Annotated in this window: 27 protein-coding genes; 16 read left to right on the plus strand and 11 right to left on the minus strand. The window is 62.2% G+C overall.

Annotated elements, in window-relative coordinates:
• Positions 1–8 precede the first annotated feature (8 nt).
• Positions 9–1,022, minus strand: coding sequence for a response regulator (locus AC07V8_RS10125; protein ID WP_211443184.1), 1,014 nt, complete (start codon positions 1,020–1,022; stop codon positions 9–11).
• A gap of 53 nt (positions 1,023–1,075) precedes the next feature.
• Entirely contained in the window at positions 1,076–2,395 is a 1,320-nt protein-coding gene (locus AC07V8_RS10130; RefSeq protein ID WP_494677931.1) for a sensor histidine kinase, read from the minus strand.
• Between the two features lie 162 nt (positions 2,396–2,557).
• Here AC07V8_RS10130 and cqsA point away from each other — a divergent pair, with 162 nt between their 5' ends.
• The gene (cqsA, locus tag AC07V8_RS10135; RefSeq protein WP_494677930.1) at positions 2,558–3,808 is read left to right on the plus strand and encodes an alpha-hydroxyketone-type quorum-sensing autoinducer synthase; all 1,251 of its coding nucleotides are present in this window, start codon (positions 2,558–2,560) and stop codon (positions 3,806–3,808) included.
• Here the strand turns inward: cqsA and AC07V8_RS10140 are convergent.
• On the minus strand, positions 3,798–4,235 hold the full coding sequence (locus AC07V8_RS10140; protein ID WP_494677929.1) for a winged helix-turn-helix transcriptional regulator: 438 nt from the start codon (positions 4,233–4,235) through the stop codon (positions 3,798–3,800). The two genes, cqsA and AC07V8_RS10140, sit on opposite strands and share 11 nt — an antisense overlap.
• A 117-nt stretch (positions 4,236–4,352) precedes the next feature.
• Between AC07V8_RS10140 and AC07V8_RS10145 the strand changes: the two genes are divergently transcribed.
• Positions 4,353–4,964, plus strand: coding sequence for an NAD(P)-dependent oxidoreductase (locus AC07V8_RS10145; RefSeq protein ID WP_098494822.1), 612 nt, complete (start codon positions 4,353–4,355; stop codon positions 4,962–4,964).
• 2 nt (positions 4,965–4,966) lie between these two features.
• On the opposite strand, the gene andAb is transcribed toward AC07V8_RS10145, so the two are convergent.
• The 3 genes from andAb to andAc are packed head-to-tail and all read right to left on the minus strand — an operon-like array spanning position 4,967 to position 7,808.
• Entirely contained in the window at positions 4,967–6,049 is a 1,083-nt protein-coding gene (gene andAb, locus AC07V8_RS10150) for an anthranilate 1,2-dioxygenase ferredoxin subunit AndAb (protein ID WP_494677928.1), read from the minus strand.
• A 7-nt stretch (positions 6,050–6,056) separates the two neighbouring features.
• Positions 6,057–6,539: an anthranilate 1,2-dioxygenase small subunit AndAd gene (gene andAd / locus AC07V8_RS10155; protein ID WP_494677927.1), complete on the minus strand. Its 483-nt coding sequence runs from the start codon at positions 6,537–6,539 to the stop codon at positions 6,057–6,059.
• 3 nt (positions 6,540–6,542) lie between these two features.
• Entirely contained in the window at positions 6,543–7,808 is a 1,266-nt protein-coding gene (gene andAc, locus AC07V8_RS10160; protein ID WP_494677926.1) for an anthranilate 1,2-dioxygenase large subunit AndAc, read from the minus strand.
• A gap of 286 nt (positions 7,809–8,094) precedes the next feature.
• Between andAc and AC07V8_RS10165 the strand changes: the two genes are divergently transcribed.
• The 4 genes from AC07V8_RS10165 to pcaD all read left to right on the plus strand — a co-directional run bounded on the left by AC07V8_RS10165 (position 8,095) and on the right by pcaD (position 11,355).
• A complete protein-coding gene (locus tag AC07V8_RS10165) occupies positions 8,095–9,234 on the plus strand; it encodes a muconate/chloromuconate family cycloisomerase (RefSeq protein WP_494678041.1) in 1,140 nt (379 codons plus the stop codon).
• A gap of 19 nt (positions 9,235–9,253) precedes the next feature.
• Positions 9,254–9,544 carry a muconolactone Delta-isomerase gene (gene catC, locus AC07V8_RS10170; RefSeq protein WP_494677925.1) on the plus strand — a complete coding sequence of 97 codons (291 nt, stop codon included), beginning with the start codon at positions 9,254–9,256 and terminating at the stop codon, positions 9,542–9,544.
• Between the two features lie 35 nt (positions 9,545–9,579).
• A complete protein-coding gene (gene catA / locus AC07V8_RS10175) occupies positions 9,580–10,491 on the plus strand; it encodes a catechol 1,2-dioxygenase (RefSeq protein WP_494677924.1) in 912 nt (303 codons plus the stop codon).
• Positions 10,492–10,578: 87 nt separating this feature from the next.
• Complete coding sequence (pcaD, locus tag AC07V8_RS10180; RefSeq protein WP_494677923.1) at positions 10,579–11,355, plus strand: 3-oxoadipate enol-lactonase; 777 nt, start codon at positions 10,579–10,581, stop codon at positions 11,353–11,355.
• A gap of 15 nt (positions 11,356–11,370) precedes the next feature.
• On the opposite strand, the gene AC07V8_RS10185 is transcribed toward pcaD, so the two are convergent.
• Positions 11,371–12,276, minus strand: coding sequence for a LysR family transcriptional regulator (locus tag AC07V8_RS10185; RefSeq protein ID WP_494678040.1), 906 nt, complete (start codon positions 12,274–12,276; stop codon positions 11,371–11,373).
• Positions 12,277–12,553: 277 nt separating this feature from the next.
• Between AC07V8_RS10185 and AC07V8_RS10190 the strand changes: the two genes are divergently transcribed.
• Entirely contained in the window at positions 12,554–13,549 is a 996-nt protein-coding gene (locus AC07V8_RS10190) for an AraC family transcriptional regulator (RefSeq protein WP_494677922.1), read from the plus strand.
• A 17-nt stretch (positions 13,550–13,566) separates the two neighbouring features.
• Here the strand turns inward: AC07V8_RS10190 and AC07V8_RS10195 are convergent, their stop codons facing one another.
• A complete protein-coding gene (locus AC07V8_RS10195) occupies positions 13,567–14,361 on the minus strand; it encodes an IclR family transcriptional regulator domain-containing protein (RefSeq protein WP_494677921.1) in 795 nt (264 codons plus the stop codon).
• Between the two features lie 160 nt (positions 14,362–14,521).
• Between AC07V8_RS10195 and AC07V8_RS10200 the strand changes: the two genes are divergently transcribed.
• From AC07V8_RS10200 to AC07V8_RS10225, 6 genes are all read left to right on the plus strand, one after another.
• Positions 14,522–15,220 (plus strand): 3-oxoacid CoA-transferase subunit A, encoded by a 699-nt coding sequence (locus AC07V8_RS10200; protein ID WP_494677920.1) that lies wholly within the window; start codon positions 14,522–14,524, stop codon positions 15,218–15,220.
• 11 nt (positions 15,221–15,231) lie between these two features.
• Positions 15,232–15,873, plus strand: a complete 642-nt coding sequence (locus AC07V8_RS10205; RefSeq protein WP_494677919.1) for a 3-oxoacid CoA-transferase subunit B — start codon at positions 15,232–15,234, stop codon at positions 15,871–15,873.
• A 36-nt stretch (positions 15,874–15,909) separates the two neighbouring features.
• Entirely contained in the window at positions 15,910–17,112 is a 1,203-nt protein-coding gene (gene pcaF / locus AC07V8_RS10210) for a 3-oxoadipyl-CoA thiolase (RefSeq protein WP_494677918.1), read from the plus strand.
• Between the two features lie 79 nt (positions 17,113–17,191).
• Positions 17,192–17,731: an isochorismatase family protein gene (locus AC07V8_RS10215; RefSeq protein ID WP_494678039.1), complete on the plus strand. Its 540-nt coding sequence runs from the start codon at positions 17,192–17,194 to the stop codon at positions 17,729–17,731.
• A gap of 19 nt (positions 17,732–17,750) precedes the next feature.
• Positions 17,751–17,933 carry a transposase gene (locus tag AC07V8_RS10220; protein WP_494677917.1) on the plus strand — a complete coding sequence of 61 codons (183 nt, stop codon included), beginning with the start codon at positions 17,751–17,753 and terminating at the stop codon, positions 17,931–17,933.
• Positions 17,930–18,145 carry a hypothetical protein gene (locus AC07V8_RS10225; protein ID WP_494677916.1) on the plus strand — a complete coding sequence of 72 codons (216 nt, stop codon included), beginning with the start codon at positions 17,930–17,932 and terminating at the stop codon, positions 18,143–18,145. Before AC07V8_RS10220 ends, AC07V8_RS10225 begins: the two co-directional genes overlap by 4 nt.
• 166 nt (positions 18,146–18,311) lie before the next feature.
• Here the strand turns inward: AC07V8_RS10225 and AC07V8_RS10230 are convergent, their stop codons facing one another.
• Together AC07V8_RS10230 and AC07V8_RS10235 are read right to left on the minus strand one after the other, a co-directional pair.
• A complete protein-coding gene (locus AC07V8_RS10230; RefSeq protein ID WP_494677915.1) occupies positions 18,312–18,758 on the minus strand; it encodes a ProQ/FINO family protein in 447 nt (148 codons plus the stop codon).
• Between the two features lie 219 nt (positions 18,759–18,977).
• A complete protein-coding gene (locus AC07V8_RS10235; RefSeq protein ID WP_494677914.1) occupies positions 18,978–19,928 on the minus strand; it encodes a helix-turn-helix transcriptional regulator in 951 nt (316 codons plus the stop codon).
• 186 nt (positions 19,929–20,114) lie between these two features.
• On the opposite strand from AC07V8_RS10235, the gene AC07V8_RS10240 reads away from it, so the two are divergent.
• Together AC07V8_RS10240 and AC07V8_RS10245 are read left to right on the plus strand one after the other, a co-directional pair.
• Complete coding sequence (locus tag AC07V8_RS10240; RefSeq protein ID WP_494677913.1) at positions 20,115–20,855, plus strand: NIPSNAP family protein; 741 nt, start codon at positions 20,115–20,117, stop codon at positions 20,853–20,855.
• Positions 20,856–20,951: 96 nt separating this feature from the next.
• Positions 20,952–21,596, plus strand: coding sequence for a LysE family translocator (locus tag AC07V8_RS10245; RefSeq protein ID WP_494677912.1), 645 nt, complete (start codon positions 20,952–20,954; stop codon positions 21,594–21,596).
• Here AC07V8_RS10245 and AC07V8_RS10250 read toward each other — a convergent pair.
• Positions 21,593–23,086: an amidase gene (locus AC07V8_RS10250; RefSeq protein ID WP_494677911.1), complete on the minus strand. Its 1,494-nt coding sequence runs from the start codon at positions 23,084–23,086 to the stop codon at positions 21,593–21,595. The genes AC07V8_RS10245 and AC07V8_RS10250 overlap by 4 nt on opposite strands.
• Positions 23,087–23,736: 650 nt before the next feature.
• Here AC07V8_RS10250 and AC07V8_RS10255 point away from each other — a divergent pair.
• Complete coding sequence (locus tag AC07V8_RS10255) at positions 23,737–25,071, plus strand: MFS transporter (RefSeq protein WP_494677910.1); 1,335 nt, start codon at positions 23,737–23,739, stop codon at positions 25,069–25,071.

The raw sequence follows: 25,071 nt of genomic DNA on the forward strand, positions 1-25,071 counted from the left end.
ATCTTCGGTTAGGATTTAACGTCAGCGGATTGATCACGTAAAAATTCCGCGAATGAATAAAGCGATTCACGGAGGTAGTGCGCCGGGAAATCAAACAAGGCCCAATAATAGTCTTGTGCGCCAAAACAAATTTGTGCCGGCAGGCAATATGATATCCAATCATGGCGCAAGGCGTCGGTATACATGCCGCCGGTGTCGGAAAAGAAGGGCACCAGCCGCATTTCGCGCAAGCCGGTCAGCAGTTCCAGCGGCGCGCCATAGTCTTGCGCCACCTCCAGCTGCGACATCAGGCTGGCTTCGGTTTCCACCACCATCAGCGTCGCCTTGCCCTGGATGTCGAAGAACAGGATGCCGGTCGGATTAGGGAACAGATAATATTCGACAAAGCCGTGCCGCTTGCAAAGTTGTTCCACCAGCGCCTCCAGCGCCGGATCCGACAGGAAGGTGTAGGAATGGCGCGACAGCAGGTCTTTCAGCGTCAGCGACTGGGCGTGGAAGAATTCCTTCTGCAGGGCGCGGATTTCCATTTCCAGATGATCGAGGGCGTCGTGGTCGCTTTTCTTGATGAAGCGGTCGATCAGGCCCCGATTGAACGCCTCGATGGCGATTTTTTCGTCGGCCTGGCCGGTAAACAGGATCTTTTTGCAGGGCAGGTCCTGCACCGCCTGGCAGAACGCCAGGCCGTTCATCTGCGGCATTGCATAATCGATCACCAGCACCGACGGCAGCATGAAGCGGCGGCGGTTCATCGACTGCCGGTAGATCTGGTCGATATCGACCGCGACCGTGCGGCGGTCGAAAGAATAGGTCTGCTCGTCATAGTTGACGCGGATCGACTGGCTTTTGCCGGGCGCATGGCGATAGGAGTCGCGCAGCCATTCGAGGGCGGCCTGGGTGTCGTGAAAGACCTTGCGCGCCATTTGCGGCGGCAACTGGAAAGCCAGGCTGTCCAGGAAGCTCTGGCTGTCGTCGATCAGGATCGTCAGCGTCGGATGTTGATAAACAGGTAATGAAATATTCATGGTGGCGCGTTGCAGGCGCAATTACGGCATATGCGCTTGATTAGATAAGACTGCTAATTTAACAGAGAGCGCACATCTGCTGCTTTTTGTTGCAATACCGGCGGAAATTCCAACACAAAAACGGTGTAGGCCAGCGGCCGCGAAATCACTCGTATGCGGGCGCCCCAGGCAGTGAGCACATCGCGGCAAAAAGCCAGTCCGATGCCGGTGCCGTTGTGCTCCGGATAGGCGTAGAAACGTTCGAATATCTGCGACACGCGGCCGGCTTCGATGCCGCTGCCGGTATCGATGAACAGCAGCCTGGGCTTTGCCCGCGCGCCGTCCAGCACGATCCGTATGCGCCCCTTGCCGACGCGCTGGATCGAAGTCAGCGCGTTGCGCAGCAGGTTGACCAGGACCATCGAGCACAGCTCGCTCTGGCCCAGCAAACGGAAATCGGAGCGGATCGTGATGGCAACCAGGTCGCGCTGTTCCTGATTGACGAAAGGATAGCGCTGCATCATCAGGTCGACCGCCGCCGCCATCGACACGATATCCTTCGGAACCAGATTCTCCTTGCCGGTGGAAGCGCTCAGCAGGAACAGGTCGATCACATTGTTCATGTGCCGCACTTCAAACTCGATGCGCGCCAGCGCCTTTTCTATCGGCACCCCGCTGGCTGCCAGCGGCACGGCGTTTTCCTGCAGCAGCCGGCTCAGGCCGCGGGCATTGGCGTTGATGCTGCGCAAAGGCGTGCGCAATTCGTGCGATACCGTAGCCAGGGCGGTTGCCATGCCGGCCAGCTTTTCCTGGGCCAGCACCTTTCTGCCGACCTTGGCCAGCGATACCGTGAAGATGGCAAAGACCTGGATCGGCAATTGTTCCAGCACCTGGGCGCTCAGCGGCATGATGCTACCGTGTAGCATTGCATAAACGACATAGGCCACCAGGGTGCCGACAAGATAGGAAAGGAAAGCCAGCGTAGTATCGAAGTGGAACAGGAGAATCAGCGCGATCAGCAATGACTGGCCCCAGACCGCTGAACCGTCATTCATGAGAAACATGAAGGTGAAAAAAAACGGCAGCCCGTAGGTCAGGCAAACGAAAAAATACACCGCCAGCCATTTTCTCTGGCGCAGATGGCGGATGAAAATAATCGGCGCGCACAGGGCGACGCAAAACAGGCGCAGGCCGAGGTTTTCATACAGCTGCGGAAACCAGTAAGACCAGATCACGTAATACAGCGGCATGCCGATCACGGCAACCCAGGCAAGGATCGCCACGCGATTGGCCATATCGTTGAACTGGGTGTTGATGCTCAGCCACCAGTGGCTTGCAGCACGTTCCCAGGCGCGCCAGCGCTTGCTTTTCCAGCTGCTAATGTTTTCAATCATGTTGTATCAGATATGTGGCTGATTGGATTTGGTATGACGCTGTCGCAAGACGGCGATAAGTTGCCGATGTTCTAAGTCCAATTGCATAACCTGATTCCGCGTTCCAGACAGGGACATGGCGGCTCTGTTTGGTATTTCATCTGAAAGTATAGGGAGAAAATCATGCCATTAACAGAAAGCTACCACGAACCTTCAGTTTTGGCTGCAGAGCAGCGCTTGCCAGCCTTCGTATCGACCCGGCTGGATGAGTATTACATAGATCGCATGGAAAAATTGTGGGGCGGCGAACACATACTGCACTGGAGTCCGCCCGGGCCGAACGCGATTTACTTATCCAGCAACGATTATTTATGCATCGCCGCGGAAGCGCAGCTGATCAAGGCGCAGGTCGCCTGCCTCATGCGCGGCGAAGCGGACCTGCTGATGTCGACGGTATTCATACGCGAGGGCAGCGCCCAGCCGCGCCTGGAAAAGAAGCTGGCGGCGTTCATGGGAGCGGAAGACGGCTTGATCACGCAGTCCGGCTGGAGCGCTAATGTCGGCCTGCTGCAAACCATTGCCGCGCCTGGCGTTGCGGTCTACCTGGACATGCAGGCGCACGCCTCCCTATGGGAAGGGGTGCATGCCGCGCAAGCGCGGCCGGTGCCGTTCCTGCACAACGATATCGAACATCTGCGGCGGCAGGTGCTCAAGCACGGCGCCGGCGTGATCGTGGTCGACGCCGTCTACAGCACCTCGGGCAGCGTCTGTCCGTTGGCGGAAGTGCTGGCTATCGCCGAAGACAGCGGCAGCATCCTGGTGGTGGATGAGTCGCATTCGCTTGGCACCCATGGGCCTGAAGGAGCCGGCCTGGTCATGCAGATGGGCTTGTCCGAACGGGTCCACTTTCGCACGGCCTCGCTGGCCAAGGCGTTTGGCGGGCGCGCCGGATTCATCACCTGCTCCAGCAAATTCAAAGGCTATTTCTTGTCCACCTCGCGTCCGGCGATTTTCAGTTCCTGCATGCTGGGGCATGAACTGGCCTGGTTCGACGCCGCGCTGGATTTCATCCGCCATGCGGACGACCGCCGCCTGGCCTTGCATCGCAATGCGCGCCTGGTGCGCGACGGCTTGAGCGCATTGGGTTACAACGTCAGCGACGGCAGCGAGCAGATTATTGCGCTGGAAGCCGGAACCGAGCCGAAGACGCAGATCTTGCGCAAGGCGCTGGAGGCGGAGGGGATTTTCGGCGCGGTGTTTTGCGCTCCGGCGACGCCTAAAAACCGCTCGCTGGTCAGGCTGACGCTCAACTCCGGCCTGACCGAAGTGGAAATCAGGCAGATCCTGCAGGCCTGTGCGGCGATTCGTGAAAAAGTGGACCTGGCCGGCTGGTCTTCCAGCCGCCGCATGGCTGCGGCCGCGATCAGCCGTTAGCTGAATTGGCGGCGCCGGCGTTATCGTATTGCCGGCGTGCGCCGCGAATCACCGGCTGATGGCTGCCGGCCCAGTCTGCCAGCACCTTGAGCGGCAGGCAAAGCGAGCGCCCCATATCGGTCAGCGCATATTCCACCTGCGGCGGCGTGCTCGGAATCACCGTGCGCGATACCAGCCCGTCGCGCTCCAGATGACGCAAAGTCACTGTCAGCATCCGCTGCGAAATTCCTTCCACTTGGCGCCGCAATTGATTAAAGCGCTCCGGGCCCGGTTCCAGCGTAGTGAGCACCAGCACACTCCAGGCATCGCCGATACGGTCCAGCACGTCGCGGATCGGGCAGGGCAGGTCTTCGCGTGCGCTCGGCCGGCCGCGGCCGCGCGCCGGAGCGGAGGCGAGGGCGGTTACCTGCGTGTTCCTATCGTTCATCAAAGTGCCTTCTTGCGCATAAGTTTCAAATAATTATACTGGTTACTTTAAATAACTACCACGGCCGCGCAGCGCAGTCGCGACTTTGCGGTCACAACTTACATAAAGGAAATCATCATGAAGATTGCCATCATTGGCGCTACCGGCAACGCCGGCTCCCGTATCGCCGCCGAAGCGCTGCGCCGCGGCCACAGCGTGACCGGCATCGCCCGCTCCGCCGATCAGAGCAAAGCGCCGGCCGGCGTCGCGCTGCGCCAGGGCGACGCTGCCCAGCCGGCACAGCTGGCGGAACTGATCCGCGGCCATGACGTGGTGGTCAGCTCGGCCAAGTTCAGTTCGCTGGACGCGGCAACCCTGCTGCAAGGGGTCAAGAGCGGCGGCGTCAAGCGTCTGCTGGTGGTGGGCGGCGCCGCCAGCCTGGAAACGGCGCCCGGCGTGATCTTGCTGGACAGCCCCGACTTCCCGGCCCAGTACAAGGTGGAAGCGGTGCCAGGCAAGAAATTCCTGGATGACCTGCGGGCGGAAACCGAGGTGGAATGGACCTTCATGTCGCCGCCGGCCATGTTCGCGCCGGGCGAACGCACCGGTAAATTCCGTGTCGGCCAGAACCAGCTGATGGCGGACGGGCAGGGCAAGAGCCACATTTCGATGGAAGACTATGCCATCGCCATGCTCGATGAAATCGAGCAGCCCAAGCATCTGCGCCAGCGTTTTACCGTGGCTTACTGATTTTACCGATTGCCGGCGTGTGCGGCGCCGACGCTGTCCGCTTTCGACAGGAAGGCATCGGCAAAAAACTGCGCAGCCGGCAAGCCGCAGCCGGCGGCAAAATCGCGCCGCGCCGCCTCCACCACCACCGGCGCGCCGCAGGCATACACCTGGTGCTCCGACAGGTCGGGATAGTCCTGCATCACCGCCAGGTGGACGAAGCCGGTGCGGCCCGGCCAGTTGCCGGCGGCTTCGGGTTCGGACAAGACCGGTATATAGCGGAACCAGGGCAGGTTTTCGGCCCAGTTGCGGCACAACTCGTCCATGTACAAGTCGGCCTGTTTGCGGCCGCCCCAGTACAGGCACATGCTGCGCGTGCTGCCGCTGCGGATCGCATCTTCCACCAAGGCCTTGATCGGCGCAAAGCCGGTGCCGCTGGCCAGCAGGATCACAGGCTGGCCGCCGTCGCGCAGGAAGAAGCTGCCGCACGGGCCTTCGATCTGCAAGCGCTCGCCGACCTGCAGGCCGGCAAATACACGGTCGCTGAACAAGCCTCCGGGCAAATGCCGCACATGCAGTTCCAGCATATCGGCGCCGGCCGGCGTCGCCATCGAGTAGCTGCGGCGCTGGCCGTCGGCCAGCAATACATCGAGATACTGGCCGGCGACATAGTCCAGCGGCGCGCCGCTGCCGTTGCGCAGCCGGATGATCGCGACGTCCGCGGCCGCCCGTTCGAGCGTCTCGACCACCATATCCCTATGCTGAATCGCTGCCTCGTGCGGAAGCGTCTTTGTGTCGCGCACTTCAACTTCCACCCGTCCCGCCACGACCCGCACCGGAAAGCTACGCACCGCTTCGGTCACCGGCAGGCAGCGCGGCGCGCCGCTCCGGATGTCGAACAGGCCCTGGTGCAGCGGACATTCGATGCAGCCATCCTCGATGTAGCCGTCGGACAGCCGAGCATTGCCGTGCGTGCATAAATCCCGTAGCGCAAACAAATCCTCGCCGAGGCGGAACACCGCCACCGGCTGGCCGCCGGCGATCACCGCCAGCGCCTCGCCTTCGTTGAAATCGTCGGCCGTGCCGATATCGTGCCAGTCGCTCATGGCCGCCTCAGATCGGGGTTGCCAGCAAGGTCGCCACGCGCAGCGTGTCGTATACCACGCGCTTTTTGGCATAGCGCCAGCCGGCGGCGGTCCTGACCACGCGGTCGATATAGCGGCCGGCCTGGTACACGGTCGATTCTCCGTCCTGCAGGGTTTGTATCACCAGGTAGCTGGATTCGGTCTCGGCGGTGTCGGCATCGATGGCCTTGATCATCAAGCCGGAAGTCATGTGGCGGTAGCTGTGCGCTTCGTAGATGTTGGCATGGCGCAAAGACAGGACGCGATCGCGCAGCATGCGCTTGCTGTCGCAATAGATGATGCCGATCGGCAGGCCGGCATCGGCATTCTCGCGCGGGATGATTTCGTACAGGCAGTCGTCGGTGAAGAATTCCGGCCACTCTTCCAGGCGGTCGTTGTCGAGCGCATGCACATACGCTTCCTGCAGCTGGTGCAGCGCGAACCACAATGTCATATCGGTCATATTGGTCATCCCTTAAGCCTCTGCAAAACCCATCAGTTTTTGATAGCCGATCCAGAACCGGCGGATCAGGCCTTCGGTGATCAGCGTGTCTTCCTGCTCGGGATTGTCCTTCGCCATTTCCATCACCGAGCAGTCGTCCGGATCGCGCACCGTGCCGCGCTGCACCAGCTCGGTGGCCTCGGTGTCTTCCATCGAAATGTAGCCGGCCGGGCCGACCAGGTTGGCCTGCTTGATGCGCAAGGCGCGCAGTTCCGGGGTGTCGTCGGCATAGCCGAAGAAGTGGAAGATCAGCTCGAAATTTTTCGGTCCTTTCGGCAGCAGCTGGCGCGCTACCAGCGTGTTGTGGATCTGCTGCACCACCAGCTGCGGAAAGATCGGCTGGATATGATTGGTGGTCATTTCCTCGTATTCCTTGATCTGCCCGAGAATGGAATCGTCTTCCAGCGTGAAGCCTTCGTCGAAAGAGCGGATCGCCTGCTGCTTGTAGGCGTCGGACGTTTCGACTTCATTTTTTGTGGCGGTGATGATGCTGTGCAAGCCATGCCGCTTGTCCGCCAGCGAACGCGCCTTCATGCCGACCCGGAAAATATTGAAGGTGGTATGGAACAGATGCAGCAGGCTGGCGTGATAAGGATCCTTCACATTTTCCAGGTACAGTTTCCAGTTGGATTTCGAATACTGGCGGGTGCAGCCCAGGTAGACGATGGGTTTGTGGAAAATGCGGTCCAGCCACGGCCGCATTTCGGCGCCGATATAGTCGGCCAGCGGCTCCACGGTGTCGCTGAAGGTGGCGAACACCAGGCCGCGGTAGCTGTCCACGCGCAGCTGGCGCAAGCCATGGCATTTCGGATCGAAATCCTTGGGCATGCCGCTCATGCCTTTCTGGCCGCGGCGGAACGGCACCCCCAGCAGGTTGCCGCGGCTGTCGAAACTCCACTGGTGATAGGCGCAGCTGTGCGAACTGGCATTGCCGCGCGGCGTGCGGCACACCATGGCGCCGCGGTGCGCGCACTTGTTGACCCAGGCCGCCAGCGTGCCGTCCTCGGTGCGGGTGACCACCACCGGGGTGTCGCCGACGAAAGTGCTCTTGAAGTCGCCGTTGTTGGCGATTTCCGCTTCGAGCGCCAGAAAGCTCCAGACTGGCCCGCGGAAAATCCGCTCCTGTTCCAGGTCGTAGACTTCCTGCGAACTGAATACCTTGTAAGGGGTGCGCGAGCCGTCCTTGCGCGGAAACCGTACCAGCGGGGCGTAGCCGGATTGTGTCGTTGTTTCGTTCATCAGAGGTTCCTTCCGTATTTTCACGACGCTAATGGCGCCTGTCTCTCTCCATGCTCTCTCTTCATGGTAGGCAAGTGCCGGGCCGGAAAATATCCGTTGCTTGCAAGATTGCGGATTGCCGCTATCCGTTTCTTGCAAAGCTGGGCAACTGCCTGTCGCTGCGGCATTGCCTGCTTTTGCGCGATATACCGGAAAGGTATGGCGCCTGCCAAAAACGGTCTTGGACATCGCCTGCGCCTGCTCCCTAAGATAGGGCAAACAACTTGAGATATCGAAGATGGATGCCGTGATTGAAAACATCGAAGTCCTGCTGCTTGACGTACCGACCATCAGGCCGCACCGCCTGTCGGTCGCCACCATGCATCGCCAGACCCTGGTGCTGCTGCGGCTGGAAAGCAGCGACGGCATCGTCGGCTGGGGCGAGGCAACCACTATCGGCGGCCTGGCCTATGGCGGCGAGAGCCCGGAAAGCATCAAGATCAATATCGACACCTATGTCGCGCCCCTGCTGCTAGGCCGCGACGCCAGCCAGGTTGCCTCGCTGATGGCGCTGGTGGCGAAGAACGTGCAAGGCAACCGTTTCGCCAAATGCGCGCTTGAAACGGCGCTCTGCGATGCCCAGGCGCAGCGGCTGGGCGTGCCGCTCAGCGCGCTGTTCGGCGGCCGCGTCCGCGATTCCCTGCCGGTGGCATGGACGCTCGCCAGCGGCGATACCGCCAGGGATATCGCGGAAGCGGAAAAGATGCTGGACCTGCGCCGCCACAATATTTTCAAGCTGAAGATCGGCTTGCGCCCGGTGCGCGAAGATGCCGCCCATGTGGCAGCCATCAAGCGCGCGCTCGGCGAGCGCGCCAGCGTCCGCGTCGATGTCAACCAGGCATGGAGCGAGACCGATGCGCTATTGGGCATGGCGCTGCTGCACGATGCCGGAGTCGATCTGGTGGAGCAGCCGATAGCGGCCAGGAATCACGCAGGCCTGCGCCAGCTGCGGGCAAAGTGCAGCATGCCCTTGATGGCGGACGAGGCCTTGCACGGTCCGCTGGACGCGATGGCGCTGGCGCGGCTGCATGCGGTCGACGTCTTCGCGGTCAAGATCACCCAGTCGGGCGGCCTCACCGGCGCTCAGCAGGTGGCGGCGATCGCGGCGGCGGCGCATATCGGCTTGTATGGCGGCACCATGCTGGAAGGCGCCATCGGCACCATGGCGTCGGCTCAGCTGTTCGCCGGCTTTCCGGAGCTGGCATGGGGCACCGAGCTGTTCGGCCCTCTGCTGCTGACCGAAGAAATCCTGCAGGCGCCGCTGGTCTACCAGGATTTCTGCCTGCAATTGCCGACGGCGCCAGGCCTGGGCATCGCGCTGGATGAAGAGCGCCTGGGCTTTTTGCGGCGCGACAAGAAGGCCGCTGCGGTATTTGCAATGCGATGATGTGATCACAGGAGAAGATATGCTATTCAAGGTCAGGATGACTGTTCAGCTGCCGCCGGACATGCCGAAGGCGGCAGCCGACGAGTTGAAAAAAACGGAACGCGAGCTGGCGCAGGAACTGCAGCGTTCTGGCAAGTGGCGGCATTTGTGGCGCGTCGTCGGCCAGTATGCAAACATCAGCATCTTCGATGTCGACAGCGCGACCGAGCTGCATGATCTACTGACATCCTTGCCGCTGTTCCCATACATGCAGATCGAAGTGGAAGCGCTGTGCCGCCATCCGTCGGCGATCCGCGCGGACGACCGCTAACCTAATAGACTAAGCCAAACCATCGAGGAGACCCCATGGACAAGAACACCATAGACGCCGTACTGAAAAGAATCCAAGGTACGGAAACTGCTGCCGGCAACCCCCGCACCAAGGCGATCGTGAATCGCATCGTGCAGGATCTGTTTTATACGATGGAGGATCTGGACGTGCAGCCGGAAGAATTCTGGGCCGCAGTCAATTACCTGACCGAAGCCGGCCGGTCCGGCGAATACGGCCTGATCGCCGCCGGCCTCGGCTTCGAACATTTTCTCGATCTGCGCATGGATGAGGCGGAAGCTCGCGCCGGCATCGTCGGCGGTACGCCGCGCACCATCGAAGGCCCCTTGTATGTCGCCGGGGCGCCGGAGACGCTGGGCGAGGCCAGGCTCGACCATGACGGCGAGCCGGGCGAAGTGCTGTTCATGCAAGGCCAGGTGCTGGCGGACGACGGCAAGCCGCTGGCCGGCGCGCTGGTGGAGGTGTGGCATGCGAATCACCTGGGTCATTATTCGTATTTCGACAAGAGCCAGCAGGACTTCAACCTGCGCCGCAGCATCCGCACCGATGCCCAGGGCCGCTATCGCTTCCGCAGCGTGCTGCCGATCGGCTATAGCGTGCCGCCGAACGGCGCCACCGACCAGATCCTCAAGCAACTGGGACGCCACGGCACGCGGCCGGCGCATATCCATTTCTTCGTGTCTGCGCCGGGTCACCGCAAGCTGACCACGCAAATCAATATCGACGGCGATCCTTATCTGTGGGACGACTTCGCCTTTGCCACCCGCGAAGGCCTGGTGCCGAAACTGGTGCGTGTCACCGATCCGGCGGCGCTGGATGCGCATCAGGTGAACACGCCGTTTGCCTCGATCGATTTCAATTTCACTTTGCATGCGGAGCGGCAGGCATTGCCGCATGCCGATATTGCGCGGCCGCGCGCCAGTGCTTGAAGCCACGTAGTTGGCGTGCCATGAGAGGGGCTACAGCAGGTTGGCGGCCAATCTCGTTTTCAGGAACCGTTTGAAAGAAGCTTTCCGATGCCGATACTGAGGCTTGATGCAGAAGCGTTTTTCTATTCGCTGGATGGCCCGGTAGATGCGCCAGTCCTGGTGCTGTCGAATTCGCTGGGCACCACGATGGCAATGTGGGACGGCCAGGCAGAGGTCTTGCGGCAGCACTACCGCGTCCTGCGCTACGACACCCGTGGCCATGGCCGTTCGCCGGCGTCTGCCGCATCCTGCACGCTGCAAACGCTGGGGCAGGATGTGCTGCATCTGCTGGACGCGCTGAAGATAGAAAAATTCCATTTCTGCGGCATATCGATGGGCGGCCTGACCGGTTTGTGGCTGGCGCTCCATGCCAGTGACCGCTTGCAAAAGCTGGTGGTGGCCGACAGCGCTGCCCGCATAGGCACGGCCGACGGCTGGCGCGCCCGCGCGCAACTGGTGCAGGACAGCGGCATGGATGCGGTCGCCGACGGCGCCGCCGGCCGCTGGTTTACGCCCGCTTTCATCGAGCGCGCCCCCGATCAGGTGGAACGATATGTCACTGCCTTGCGCGCCTGCAGTCCGGCAGGCTATGCCGGCTGCTGCCTGGCGCTGGCCGATGCCGACCTGCGCAGCCAGCTTGCCGCGATCACGGCGCCAACGCTGCTGATCGCCGGCCTGCACGATCCGGTGACAACCCCCACCGATGCCCGCTTCATGCAAAACGCCATCAACGGTGCGCAATATGCGGAGCTGGATGCCTCGCATCTGTCGAACATCGAAGCCAGCACGGACTTCAACAAGGTGCTGTTGCAGTTCCTGGCTTGAGCTTGAGCGCAGGATTCAGCTCAGGCTGACAGCTGTCAGCGGCGGCACGACGCTTGCCACCAGCGCACGGAAATTCTGCAAGGCCTGCGAATGGTCATTGGCGCGGAAATTCATGATCACCGGCGAAAACACCCCCTTGTTCGAAAGCGGACGATAGACCACATCGGTACGGTGCAATCCCTGCACCGATTGCGGCACCAGCGCCACGCCGACGCCGGCCGCCACCAGGCCGATGGCGGTCTGCATTTCATTGGCTTCCTTGACGATGGCCGGCTTCAAGCCTTTGTCGGCGAAGATCTTCAATACCTGGTCGGCGTAGCTGGGGCGCGGCTTGGCGGGATACAGGATGAAGTCTTCCGCGGCCAGCTGGACCAGCGTAACCTTGTTTTTTTTCAACAGCGGATGGCCGACCGGAAAAACCGCAACCAGCGGTTCTTCGATAATGGTCTGGCAAACAATGTCGGGATCGTCGATCAGCAAGCGGCCGAAGCCGACATCGATGCGCCCCGATTTCAGCGCTTCGGCCTGCTCCATGGTGATCAGCTCCGAAAAACCGACTTCGACGCCGGCATTTTCCTGACGGAAGCGCTTGATCAGCTCCGGCAGCACGCCGTACAGGGTGGACGGCACGAAGCCGATGCTGAACCAGTCCTGCCGGCCGCTGGCGATGCGCCGGGTGGCTTCCTGGATTTCGTCCATGCGCGACAGCACTTGCACCGTCTGCTCGTAAAAGAACTTGCCGGCCTTGGTCAGCGCGATCGGACGCGAATCGCGGTTGAGCAGCTCGACTCCGAGAATCTCCTCCAGCTGCCGGATCTGCCGGCTCAGCGGCGGTTGCGCAATATGCAACAACTCGGCCGCGCGGCTGAAATTCAGTTCGCTGGCGACGGCGTTGAAATACCTGAGATGACGAAGTTCCACCATACCTCCCGCGCATACTTCGATGCAGAAACGATATTGTACGTTTTCCACGGTTGGGCTTACTATGCTTAAGGCCCCGTTAGAAAATAAGTTGAACATTTGTGCTGGCCGTAGCTGGCGTGCTGCTGCCGCTGTTACATTCGCCACCGCTTGCAGTGCTCGCACTGCGGCGCGTTGGGCGCCTTGCATCGCATCCAGCTACGGCCGCCCAAATGCCCAACTTATTTCCTAACGGGCCCTTAGCGTGCCAATGTAGGCATATCGATGCGAGGTTGCGATGCATAGCCAGTCAACGAGCCTGGCGCCCTTATACCGGCGCCGCGTATTCCAGTCCAGCGAGAAGGTCGATTGCCACGCCCAGGTCGCCCGCGAGCTGGCGATGCACGACCTGTACTGGAAAGGCGACGCCGTCGATACCGTCCTGTGCAAGGCGGCCATCAGGCAGCTGCAGGTATTCATGCTGAAATACGGCGCCGAGGTGGTGGTCAGGCCGAAACTGTTCGAAGGTTTCGTGCTGGTCCACATGACGCTGAGCGGCATCGCGGAAATCGAGGCAGACGGGCAAAAAGTACGGATTCCCCAGGGGCGCACCGCGATCATCGCGCCGAGGCGGAATGTGCGGCTGTGGTGGCAGGCCGGCTCGGAACAACTGATATTGAAGGTGCCGCTGGCCTTGTTCGCGGAAATCGGCGCCTGTGGCGACAGCGGCGCCGCCATGCCGTCCTTGCTGCTGCTGCAGCCACGGCTGGCAGCTCACTGGGAGCTCCTGATGCAATCGCTGCTTGGGGTGCTGGAGCTGTCCGAAATCAGTGGCAGTCACGCTGTATGGATAGATCATTTCGAACGCGGCGCCGCGCAGTTCCTCTGGTCGCAGCAAGCGGCAACCCCGGTCGCAGCAATGCTTGAGCCTGCGGCAGGGAGTTCCGGCGCGGCGGCATGCGGCTCCGGCAAGTTCAACCGCCTGGAAGCGCTGGAACAATATATCCAGGAACGCCTGTGCGCGCCGCTGACGCTGGCCGACCTGGCGCGCGCCGCCGGAGTCAGCGTGCGCGGGCTGAACGCCCTGTGCCATCAGCACCATGGCGTCGCTCCCATGGACCTGCTGCGCAACATCCGCCTGGATGCGGCGCGCCGGCGTTTGCTGGCGCAAGCGGAGGCGAATATCACCGACACAGCCTTTGAATTCGGCTTCGCCCACCTGGGCCGTTTCTCGGCGTATTACAAGCAGCGTTTCGGCGAGCTGCCCAAGCAGACCCGGGCCGCGCATCATTAGGCTTGAAGCCGCCAGGGCTATTTTTGCGCCCGCACCAGCAGGTTGATTTTGGCGGCAGCGGCCAGCAGCATCGGCAGGCAATGTTCCAGCAGATGCGCCGGCGTCGGATTGTTCACCTGGCCGCTGATGTTGATGGCGGCCACCACGCGACCGTTGCGGTCGAAAATGGGCGCGGCCAGCGATACCAGCCCCGGCTCCAGTTCTTCGTTGACCAGGCACCAGCCCTGCAGCCGCACTTGCCGGACGATTTCATGCAGGCGCTGCGGATCGGTCACCGTGTGCGCGGTATGCGCAGGCAGTGCGGCGGTGGCCAGCCGTTGCCTGACGGCTTCGTCGGGCAGTCCCGCCAGCAGCACGCGTCCCAGTGAAGTCGCATATGCCGGCAGGCGGCTGCCGACGCCCAGGTTGATCGACATGATCTTGTGCGCCGGCACCCGCAGCACATACACGATCTCGTCGCCGTCCAGCACCGCGGCGGAGCATGATTGCCGCAAGCTTTGCACCAGCTCTTCCATCACCGGCTGCGCCTGGGTCCAGACCGGCAGCGACGACAGGTAGGCGAAGCCTAGCTCCAGCACCTTGGGCGTCAGGCGGAACAGGCGCCCATCCATTTCGACATAGCCCAGGTGCAGCAAGGTCAGCAGGATGCGGCGCGCGCCGGCGCGGGTCAGCTCGGCGGCGGCGGCGACTTCGGTCAGCGTCTGCGCCGACGCGTGGGCGCCGAAGCTGCGCAGCACTGCGAGGCCGCGCGCGAACGACTGCACATAGCTGTCGCCGGGCTTGGGATCGGAATTGTCTGGAGCATTTGACATGGCGATACTTTCATTTAATGCGGGCGCAAGGAAAAACATGTGGCAACGGTTGACATTGGCCTGCCAGCTGACTATTCTTTTCGAATAAGTTCTTTATACGAATATTTGTTCATTATAAGAACTTTATTGTGATTTTCAACTGAAATGTTCGTAAAGAGCCATGATCAACAAAATTGTCCCCACGGTGGAGCTAGCGCTCGCCAACATCCATGACGGCGCCACGGTAATGATCGGCGGTTTCGGCGGCGCCGGCCAGCCAGCCGAACTGATAGCCGCCCTGATTGCGCAAGGCGCGCGCGATCTGGTGATCGTCAACAATAATGCCGGCAACGGCGAAACCGGCCTGGCCGCGCTGCTCAAGGCCAGGCGGGTGCGCAAGATCATCTGCTCTTTCCCGCGTCAGGCCGATTCGCAGGTGTTCGACGGCTTGTACCGCGCCGGCGAGCTGGAACTGGAGCTGGTCCCGCAAGGCAACCTGGCCGAACGCATCCGCGCAGCCGGCGCCGGCATCGGCGCTTTCTTCACGCCCACCGGCTATGGCACGGAGCTGGCCAAGGGCAAGGAAACGCGTGAAATCAACGGCCAAATGTACGTGCTGGAACATCCCATCCATGCCGATTTCGCCCTGATCAAGGCTGAATGCGGCGACCGTTGGGGCAACCTGACCTACCGCAAGACCGCGCGCAATTTCGGCCCGGTCATGGCCAGCGCCGCCAGCACCACGATCGCCTCGGTGCATGAAATCGTCGAACTGGGCAGCCTCGACCCCGAGAGCGTCGTCACGCCGGGGCTGTATGTACAGCGCGTGGTGCAAGTGCCGCGCAGCGCCACCGGCCCCGCCGGCTTGAAGCAAGGATAAGAGGGAATATCATGAATAAATGGAGCAGAGAACAGATGGCGGCGCGGGTGGCGCAAGACATACCCGACGGCGCCGTGGTCAACCTTGGCATAGGCTTGCCGACGCTGGTGGCGAACCAGTTGCCGAGCGACCGGGAAGTCATTTTGCATAGCGAAAACGGCGTGATCGGCATGGGCCCGGCGCCGGCTGAAGGCGAGGAAGACTACGACCTGATCAACGCCGGCAAGCAAGCCGTGACCTTGCTGCCGGGCGGCTGTTATTTCCACCATGCCGACAGCTTCGCCATGATGCGCGGCGGCCATCTGGATGTCTGCGTGCTGGGCGCGTTCCAGGTATCGGCCGGCGGCGACCTGGCCAACTGGCACACCGGCGCGGCGGATGCGATTCCGGCCGTCGGCGGCGCCATGGACCTGGCCATAGGCGCCAAGAAAACCTATGTGATGATGGAGCATCTCACCAAAGCGGGGGAAAGCAAGCTGGTGCCGGCCTGCACCTATCCGCTCACCGGCTTAAGCTGCGTCAGCCGCATCTATACCGACCTGGCGGTGATCGACCTGGCGGCGGACGGCGCCAGGGTGACGGCGATGGTCGACGGCCTGTCGTTCGGCGAATTGCAGAAATTGACTGCGGTGCCGCTCATCAACGCTTGCTGAAGCGCCTGCGCGCAACCCACTGATCCAGGAGAACCCATGTCCCAAGCCTTTATCTGCGACGCCCAGCGCACACCCTTCGGCCGCTATGGCGGTGCGCTGTCCAGCGTGCGCGCCGACGATCTCGGCGCCATCCCCATCCGCGCGCTGATGGCGCGCAATCCCCAGGTCGACTGGCAGGCAGTGGCCGACGTCATCTACGGCTGCGCCAACCAGGCCGGCGAAGACAATCGCAACGTGGCGCGCATGTCGGCCTTGCTGGCGGGCCTGCCGCAGGAAGTGCCAGGGGCGACCCTAAACCGCCTGTGCGGCTCGGGCCTGGACGCGCTCGGCACGGCGGCGCGCGCCATCAAGAGCGGCGAGGCCGGCTTGCTGATCGCCGGCGGCGTCGAAAGCATGAGCCGCGCGCCCTTTGTCATGGGCAAGGCCGATACGGCGTTTGCGCGCGGCGCCAGGCTGGAAGACACCACGCTCGGCTGGCGCTTCATCAATGCGCTGATGCGGCAGCAATACGGCGTCGACACCATGCCGGAGACGGCGGAAAATGTCGCCGCCGAGTTCAACATCAGCCGCGCCGACCAGGACCGCATGGCGCTCGCCAGCCAGATGAAAACCGTTGCTGCCCAGGACGCCGGTTTTTTCGAGAACGAAATCACGGCGGTGACGATTCCGCAGAAAAAAGGCGAAGCGATTGTGGTCAGCAAGGACGAGCACCCGCGCGCCACCAGCCTGGAAGCGCTGGCCAGGTTGAAACCGGTGGTCAGGCCCGAAGGCAGCGTCACCGCCGGCAACGCCTCCGGCCTCAACGACGGCGCCTGCGCCTTGCTGCTGGCCGACGAGGCCAATGCGGTCCGCTACGGCCTGACGCCCAGGGCCAGGATAGTGGCCATGGCGACCGCCGGCGTGGCGCCGCGCATCATGGGCATCGGCCCTGTGCCCGCCACGCTGAAAGTGCTGGCGCTGGCCGGCCTGAAGCTGGAGCAGTTCGACGTGATCGAATTGAATGAAGCGTTTGCGGCGCAGGGACTGGCCGTGCTGCGCCAGCTCGGCTTGCGCGACGACGATCCGCGCGTTAATCCGAACGGCGGCGCGATTGCGCTCGGCCATCCGCTCGGCGCTTCCGGCGCCAGGCTGGCGACCACGGCGGCCAGTCAGCTGCAGCGCTCGGGAGGACGCTACGCGCTGTGCACCATGTGCATAGGCGTCGGCCAGGGAATTGCGCTGGTGCTGGAACGGGTCTGAATTGAGGCGGGGGCGGGTCGCAATGGCGCGCGGCATGGTATAAAACAAGTTGTGCATGAATCCATTTGTCGGTCCGCCTATGCCTTATCTCAGTGACGCCTCCCGTTCCACGCTGCTGATCATCGATCTGCAGGAAAAACTGATGCCGGTCATCGGCGATGGCCAGCAGGTCCTGCGGCGTGCCGTGCTGCTGGCGCAGGCGGCCCGCTTGCTGTCGATACCGGTGATCGGCACGGTGCAGCAGCCTTTGCGGCTGGGACGCACGGTCGCTGCCATTGACGGACTGCTGGACCAGACCATAGAAAAATCCTGTTTCGACGCCTGCGTCCAGCCGGAATTCATCGCGGCAACAGAGAGCGGCCGCGACGAGCTGGTGGTGCTGGGCTGCGAAGCCCACGTCTGCGTCCTGCAGACAGTACTCGGCCTGCTGCACCGGCAGCGCCGGGTCAAGCTGGTGAGCGACGCCATCGGCTCGCGCCAGGCCGGCGACAAGGCCGCGGCCATCGAGCGCGCGCGTGCCGCCGGCGCCGAAATAGTCACCAGCGAAATGCTCATGTTCGAATGGATGCGCGACAGCGAACATCCCAAATTCCGCGAAATACTCAAGCTGATCAAATAGCAGGCAGTCCTGCAAACGCTTGTCCGCGCATCGGAAACAGCTGCGCGACAAGCGCCTGTTCCTGCAGGCGATTCTGTTGGCAACGAGCAGGAGCGCCAAGCGGACGGCCTTGCCGCCCGTTGTCGGCCGCTGGCAAACTTATTATGTGCGCTTCATGCGCTGGAACCAGGCCGACGTCTGGCGCAGATGGCAAACCAGATGAGCGAAGATGAGGAACTCCGGGAAATGCTGAACGCCATTGTTGCCCTTGGCGACGGCTACACTCGATGTGCGGCGCAAAGGCGCATCAATAAGCAAAACAAGATTGCCTACAAGGCCTCGCTCAGCGGAGCGGCTTCATCCTGGCGTTGTATTCCAGGCGAGGAAAAAGCGGATGCGGATGGCAACTGGATTTGGCAGCTGACGCATAAATGATTCTGCGTTTTTCCTGCCAGCGCAAAGACCCGAGGAATAGCGCGCGTCATTGCATCAGCCTGTTACCGTTATCATCGTTTGAGGTGGCTGCCCAGGTCAGGCATATCGCTGACCATGTCGCGCCGGCCGGACTGGCTTGTGCAAGCCAGCACCGGCTGCCGCTGTGTCAGCGGTTGCGGGAGAACTTTGCAGTAAGCTGGTTGAGCTTTTCCGCATGCTGCGCCGCTGCTTTTTCAGCAGCCTGCTGGGCCGCTTCAGCGGCGCGCTGCAGCTTGCGCTGCTCAGCATTTTTCTTGAAACGCTCGCGCAGGGTTTCGGTAGCGTGGGTGCGATGCACCTCGGTTACCTCGTCCGTGCTGTTGCTTTCCAGATCGAAGCGGTGCGTCGCCTTCTCCATGCCCTTGAGATAGCGCAGCGAGTTGGTGTGCATGCCAAGCGCGATGCGCAAGGTCTTGCGGTTGATTTCAGGCGACAGCGCGATGAGTTGCTTGTCGATGCCGATCGCTAACGGCAGGTAATCGCGGAATACTGCGTATTTTTCCTGGAGTTCCTTGAGCAGGACGCGGGCGGTTTGAACAGGGTTGGGAGTAGCAGCAGCAACAGGTGTATTCATTGACAACAAATGCGGTGTGTTTTAGAACGCTCAGGATATCACGTAGATGTCCCCAAACTCGTGTAACAGCGGTGTTTTAAGGCCTCAAACGATGTTTTTTCCTCATCCTTGTTGTTCTGTGGAGAAACGTAAAGCGGAGAATCGCTATAACGATCAGTCTACTGCGCCGCGCCGTGCAGGAATACTGTCAGTATTGGCAGGCGTCGGCGTGAGCTCGGTTTATTTTTTTACCAGCGACAATAATCTCTGCGCGCAAAGTCTGACGGCGTCGCGCAGCGCCGGCGGCTGATGGATTTCAAACGCGAATGGCAAGCGCGCCAGCTGCCGTGCAAACCAGTCGAGATCGTCGGACTGGTTATGCAAGAGTACGCCTTCCTCGGTTTGTTCAAAAATGCCGATGGCATCGAACAGGTGCTCGCGCGCTGATATCAGGTCGGTCTTGAGCAGCACCTCGATGGCAAAGGCGCGCGGAATGGTGGCGACCGAAAATGACAGATGGGCCAGGGCGTCGAAGGCCGCCGGCCGCGTAAACTGCTGCGCCAGCAGCTGCACCTGCCCCACCCGGTCCAGCCGGAACGAACGCACATCCTTGCGCAGATGGCACATGCCCGCCACATACCAGCGCCCGCCGCGATACGCCAGCCCGTAAGCATCGAAGTCGCGTTCGCTGTCGTCGCCCTGGGCGCTGCGGTAGTGCAGATGCACCCGCTGGCGGTTTTGCGCGGCGGCGCTGAGGGTAATCAGCGCGGCATTATTATCGGGCGAGGTCGCTTGCGACAGATCGAGCTTGACCGTTTCATCGACGGCGCTGACGCGCCGTTTCAGGTTGGCCGGCATGATCCGTTCCAGCTTGGCCTGGGCGCTGGCCACCGCCGGCGCCGCCTCGGCCAGTCCGAGGCCGCGCGCGGCCAGCAAGCCGATCGCCAAGGCCAGTGCTTCGTCATCGGTAAACATCATGGGCGGCAGCTTGAAGCCGGCCATCAGCGCATAGCCGCCGTGGCGGCCGCGCTCGGTGGTGATCGGAATCCCCATTTCTTCCAGCGTCACGATATAGCGGCGCAGGGTGCGGCCGTCGATTTCCAGGCGCGCAGCCATCTCGGCCCCGCTCATGCGGCCATGGGTTTGCAGCAGTTCCAGCACTGCCAGCACGCGTGTGGTCGGGTGGTACATGTTTCACAGGATAATTTAAATATAGGGCGAATTTTGTCCTAAATCTAATTTATCTTCGATTTCAGCAACAAAAACCCACCCAGCCGGAGGAACAGCATGCGAAGACTTATCGTCGGATTAATCCTTGGTCTGGCAATCAACGTTGCGCCATCGGCGCAAATATCGACAAGCACTGAGCCCATCGCCATGAAAAACATCAGCCATCCCAACGATTTCCAGGTAATCGAATTGCGCCGCTATCAGATCAAGCCGGGCCGCCGGGCGGATTTCGCCGCTTACTTTGAAAGCTATTTTCCGGAAGCTTTCCAGCAGCTGGGGGCGATCGCTTTCGGTCAGTTTTTCGAACGCAAGAATGCGGAGGCCTTTACCTGGCTGCGCGGCTTCAAGAACATGGATGCCAGGGCTGTCGCCAATGCAGCGTTCTATTACGGGGCGGTGTGGAAAGAACATAGGACCACGTTGAACGACTTGATCGTCGACAGCGACAATGTGCTGCTGCTGCGTCCCCTGGATCCGGACAGCGGCGTGACCGTGCTGCCGGCGGTCGATCCGGTACGGGAGTTAGACGGAGCTGGCGGCGTCGTCGTTGCGCAGATATTTGCGCTCAAGCCAGGCAGCGTGGAGCGCTTTGCGCAGCAGGCGGCTGCCAGCTTTGCCGGCTACCGGGAAGCCGGCATGCGCCAGGCCGGCGTGCTGGCGACGCTGGACGCCAGCAATAATTTCCCGCAGCTGCCGGTCAGGACTGACGGACCCTATGTGGTGTGGTTGGGCCTGGTCAAGGATACTCAGCTGCTGGAAAGCAAATTCAATCCGCTTGCCGAGCGTGCCGCCAAAGAATTGGCGGTCAGCGGTTTGCTCAGGGCAGAGCCGGAAACCGTCATCCTTGATCCCACCCGGCGCTCGCGCTTGCGCTGGCTGCCGCAATAGCGCAGGCCCGATTCCGCTCATGCGCAGCCAATCCCAAAGACAATTCACTCAATCTGATCAGGTGGCTTCAGCCGTCGATCGTCAGGAGCTTTCAAAATGAACCAATCCGTCAATCTCTGGCTATATTTCATGATCGTATTCGGCGTCATCGTCCTGCCCGGGCTGGACATGGCCTTCGTGATGGCGAGCGCGCTGGTGGGCGGACGCCGCTCCGGCCTGGCGGCGGTGGCCGGGATCATCGCCGGCGGCGTTTGCCACGTCGTCATGGCGATGCTGGGCATCGCCGTCATCCTGAAACTGTGGCCGGCGCTGTTCAATCTGGTGCTGCTGGCCGGCGCCTGCTATATCGCCTGGATCGGCTGGTCGCTGCTGCGCAGCGAGAACGCCTTCCGCATCGCATCCACCACACAGCAGCTGGGCGCCAAGGCGCCTGCCATGACCTTCTTCCAGGCCATGATGACCAGCTTGCTGAATCCGAAAGCCTACGTCTTCATGCTGGCGATCTTTCCGCAGTTCCTGAAAATCGGCGCCGGTCCGATCTGGAGTCAGGCGCTGGTGCTGGGCGTCATCACCTGGCTGACCCAGGCCGCGGTGTACGGCGGCCTGGCGCTGCTCTCCAGCAAAGCCAGCGGCTGGTTCGACGCCAATCCGCGCGGCGGCGCGATTGCCGGCCGCCTGATCGGCCTGCTGCTGATCGGTGCGGGGATCTTTACCGGTATCGAAGGGTGGCAGGCAATTTAAATTCCAGGGGGGCGGCGCTGCTGCCAAGGCTGCGCCTGCTCCAGTTGCGCAGCCAGCCGCAGCAAGCTGGCTTCATCGCCGAAGCGGGCGACAAATTGCACGCCATAGGGCAGCGGCTCTGCCGAGCCTGCGGTGGCGGCCCAATGCAAGGGTACTGACATGCTGGGCGTGCCGGTCAGGTTGGAGAGCTGGGTGAACGGCACCGCTTGCAGGCTGGTCTGGACCAGATCTTCGACCATGCCGCTCTTGATCAGCAGGCTGCCGGCGCCAAGGGCCAGCACCAGCTTGGCTGCGGCGCGCTGCAAAGGCGGCGTATCCTGTTCGCCGATGCGGCAGGGCGGCTGCGCGGTGGTCGGCGTCAGATACAGATCGTAGCGCTGATGGAAGCGTCCCAGCGCCCGCGCGTAGTCATTCCAGCGCTCGCGTTCGCGCACATAATCGCCGGCGCTGATGGTGCGGCCGATCAGCGCCAGTATGCGCGACTCCAGTTCAAAGCCACTGTTGCCGGCGCCGGTGATCTGCTTGATATGGGCGATGCCGGCGGCGGTCTGGCCGAAATACATGGTGATGAAACTGCGCGCCAGCGCGTGGCCGTCGACCTCCGGCTGGGCCGGTTCCACTTCATGTCCGAGGTCGGTCAGCAGCCTGGCGGCTTGCATGACGGCCTGCACGCACTCCGGGTGCACCGGCGTGCCCAGTGGCGACTGCGTGCAATAGCCGATCCGCAGCCGACTCGGCGGCCGCATTATTTCTTCTGCATAGGGACGTTCCGGCGCAGTGATGGCAAAGGCGGCGCCAACGTCAGCGCCGCTGATCGCATCCAGCAGGCGCGCCGAGTCGCGTACGCTGCGTGTCAGCACATGGTCGCTGGAGGCGCCGTCCCAGAATTCTGCATGACTCGGCCCCGCCGGCACCCGGCCGCGCGAGGGCCGCAGACCGAACAGGCCGCAGTAAGACGCGGGAATCCGGATCGAACCGCCGCCATCCGCCGCTCCCGCCGCCGGCACGATGCCGGCCGCTACCGCCGCGGCAGCGCCGCCGGACGAACCGCCGGGCGTGCGCTGCAGATCCCAGGGATTGCGGGTGGCGCCCCACAGCAGCGGCTCGGTGACGCCTTTCAGCGCGAATTCAGGGGTGGCGGTCTTGCCGAAGATGACCAGGCCGGCATCGAGGAAGCGCTGGACGATGGTGGCATGTTGCTGCGGCACATACTGGCGCAGGGCGCGGCAGCCGCCGGTGGTGGGTACGCCGGCATAGTCCTGGACGATGTCCTTGATCAGGAACGGCACGCCGGCGAACGGTCCGCGCAGTTCCTGGCTGGCGCGCTGGCGGCCGATCTCTTCCATCGGGATGCAGATGGCGTTGATGGCCGGATTGACCGCGGCGGCGCGCGCCAGCGCCGCTTCCAGCAGTTCGCCGGCGGCAACCTCGCGGCTGGCGACCAGGGCGGCCAGGCCGCTGGCGTCGTAATCGGCGTATTCCTTGAACATCGGCACTACCTCGCATGTGGAGATGGGACAGGATGAAAGCGTCGCCAAGTATAGGGGAAGTGTTTCCATTAATTCTAGGGCCTGTTAACATTTGATTTGGGAGATGCGTTCCAACCAAAACGTGTGCTGGCAAGGCGCGTGGCGTAGCTGGGGCTGGTGCCCCAGCAAGCCATGCAACGCGGTCAGCGCACGTTTTGGCTGGAACCCTCCGGGAACGGCTGCAGGTGTCACATGCCGTTGTTGCAACTCCTTGCCGCGCAGTTGGCAAATAAGCCGCTACGTCGCGTCGTCGCGCCTAGGCCTGTAACGCCTGCCGCGCGTTCGCACTCCCAAATCAAATGTTAACAGGCCCTAGGCAAGCCGCACTAGAAAAGTGTGCGCCGCACCAATTGCAGGCGCGCCGCACCTTCGCGGAGCGTGTTTTGTTGGCCTGTCTGGCAAGCTTTTCGGTATATCCCCCTGAACCCGCGGGTAGCGGCCGGTGGCACGGGCTTTGCTCATCACTAGTCAGGATCAATGGCGATCCGAAAAAATTCTTACGCAGGTCCAACGATGGATCTGCCGGACAAAGGCGTCCTCCTGGCTTGACTGCAATCGCGGTCGGGCCGGGAGGACGCCTTTTTGTTTTTCAAGACAAAACGGTGACCAACATGACCAGCAAAGCGACCAGCATCCAGCTCTTCAGTCTGCGCACGCCGCAGATGCGCGCCTTCCATCTGACCTGGATGGCCTTCTTCGTCTGTTTCTTCGCCTGGTTCGCCTGCGCGCCGCTGATGCCGCTGATCAAGGGCCAGCTCGGCTTGAGCATGGAACAGATCGCCAACATCAATATCGCCGCGGTGGCGGTGACGATACTGGTGCGGCTGCTGGTCGGGCCGCTGTGCGACCGCTACGGCCCGCGCAAGACCTATACCGGCCTGCTGCTGATCGGCGCTTTGCCGGTGTTCGGCGTCGCCATGGTGCAAAGCTATGAGAGCTTCCTGTTCTTCCGCCTGTGCATAGGCGCGGTAGGCGCCAGCTTCGTCATCACCCAGTATCACACCTCGGTCATGTTCGCCCCCAATGTGGTCGGCACCGCCAATGCCGCCTCGGCCGGCTGGGGCAACAGCGGCGGCGGTGCGGCCCAGGGCCTGATGCCCTTGCTGGTGGCCGCCATGCTGATGCTGGGCGTGAGCAACGCCATGGGCTGGCGCCTGGCCTTGCTGGTGCCGGGCGTGTTCATGCTGATCATGGCCGCGCTCTACTGGCGCTACACCCAGGATTGCCCCGAGGGCAATTATGCCGAGATGCGCGCCCGCGGCATCGCGCCGGAGGGCGGCAAGAAGGGCGGCTGGGCCAGCTTCCGCGCCGCCAGCGCCAACTACAGGGTGTGGCTGCTGTTCGTGACTTACGGCGCCTGTTTCGGCGTCGAGATTTTCATCCATAACATTGCGGCGATCTATTACGTCGATCATTTCGGCCTGTCGCTGAAAAGCGCCGGCATGGCGGCCGCCAGCTTCGGCTTGCTGGCGTTGTTTGCGCGGGCGCTGGGCGGCTGGCTGTCGGACAAGATGGCTAACCGCAAATCAGGCGGCAGCCTCAACAGCCGCGCCACCCTGCTGTTTGTCCTGATGCTGGGCGAAGGCCTGGGTCTGCTCTGGTTCGCCCACGCCGGCACGGCGCTGCTGGCGGTGATCGCCATGCTCAGCTTCGGCCTCTTCACCCACATGGCTTGCGGCGCCACGTATGCGCTGGTGCCATTCATCGACCGCAAGGCGCTCGGCGGCGTGGCCGGCATCATCGGCGCCGGCGGCAATGTCGGCGCGGTTGCCGCCGGTTTCCTGATGAAGGGCCTGGGCGATACCCAGCAGACCTTGAGCGTGCTGGGCGTGCTGGTGGCCCTGTCCGCCCTGTGCGCGATTGCAGTGCGCTTCAGCGCAAGCCACAAAGCACAGGAACAGGAATTGCATGACAGCGCATTGGCCAGCCGCAGCGCCGCCGCATAA

The sequence above is a fragment of the Collimonas sp. GW821-FHT02H07 genome (assembly GCF_059421505.1).